The organism is Brevibacillus centrosporus (assembly GCF_003710815.1).
Lineage (GTDB): Bacteria > Bacillota > Bacilli > Brevibacillales > Brevibacillaceae > Brevibacillus > Brevibacillus centrosporus.
Window position 1 is genome coordinate 1 of record NZ_RHHP01000069.1, and the last position, 1,236, is coordinate 1,236.

A 1,236-nucleotide genomic window follows, 5' to 3' on the forward strand; every position below is an offset into this window, starting at 1 on the left:
TAACGGCCATTTACGATAGGAAAGGGGGAGGAACATGCCTAGTATTACACTTAATAGAACAAACTCCGTGACGAGAGACACTTACCTTTCGAGCGCGGCGCCTACTAGCACCTATATCGGCGTAAACCCAATTGACGTCGGTACTAATGATATCGGGTACATTTCGAGAGCGTTGGTATTTTTCGACCTTGGCTTGATCCCGAATGACGCCATCATCAACAGTGCGTCGTTGTCGCTTTATAAACAAACCGGAGTAAACAGCCGGAAAATCAATATGCATAAGATAACGTCCAATTGGGATGCAAACACTACGTGGGATACGACGCCGAGTTTCGATCCAGCTGTTGCTGGCACAGCGACGCCCGTTGCGAACGCGGCGTTTAGCATTGACGTTAAGGCAGTAGTACAGGAGTGGGTAAGCGGGCAAAGCGCAAATAACGGTATTATTTTAAAACAAGAGGATGAAGCCACCCTTAACACCCTGGTGAATTTATCCTCATTCGAAAACGGCACAGTCGCAAACCGCCCACAACTCACCATCGACTACACAATCCCGACAACAGGCAAAAAACAGGTGGAGTATGTGGGAACTACAGTAGCCCAAAGATTCAACAGCACTTCATCTATCACTTTGGCTCTGCCAACTGGAATTGCAACAGGTGATCTGCTAGTCGCATTCATCGCTTCAAACGTAAGTGATACTACGATTGTGCCCGCGAATGGATGGGCGGTACAAAGCTCGTTGGTAGATGGGAATTCGGGGAAAGTAACGATAGCTTATAAGTTTGCAGCTGCAAACGAAACTGCACCCACTTTTACGATTTCAGGAGGTGCGCCAACTTCATTCCTTCGCGTTGCGGCATACAGAAACGTCAAGGGGATTATTGATTTTCAACACAGAGCAATTACTGGGTCGACGACATTTTACCCGAAAACCTCTTCAATAACCGTAGCTATAGATAAAGCCTTTGCTATCTTGTTTAATGACAACTGGTCTGCCGGAGCATTTACTCCACCGTTGGGATTCACTGAAATTTACGATTCTGCGGATAGTGGTTTACCGGAAATGCAAAGCTCTTACAAATATCTGCATTTGAACAGGACGCAGACAACGACGGACTTGACGACAACAGCGCCGGGTACATACAACGGCTATTCTGGCGTCATGTTCCTCGAACCAAACGTCAACAACCCGCCAACGCTCACACTCACGAACCCTGCGGATAATCAAACATT

At 47.1% G+C, this 1,236-nt stretch carries 1 protein-coding gene; it reads left to right on the forward strand.

Annotated features, from left to right (window positions below; translation table 11 throughout):
* Window positions 1–34: 34 nt before the first annotated feature.
* On the forward strand, window positions 35–1,236 hold a 1,202-nt coding region (locus EDM55_RS29875), incomplete at its 3' end, for a DNRLRE domain-containing protein (RefSeq protein ID WP_122962137.1).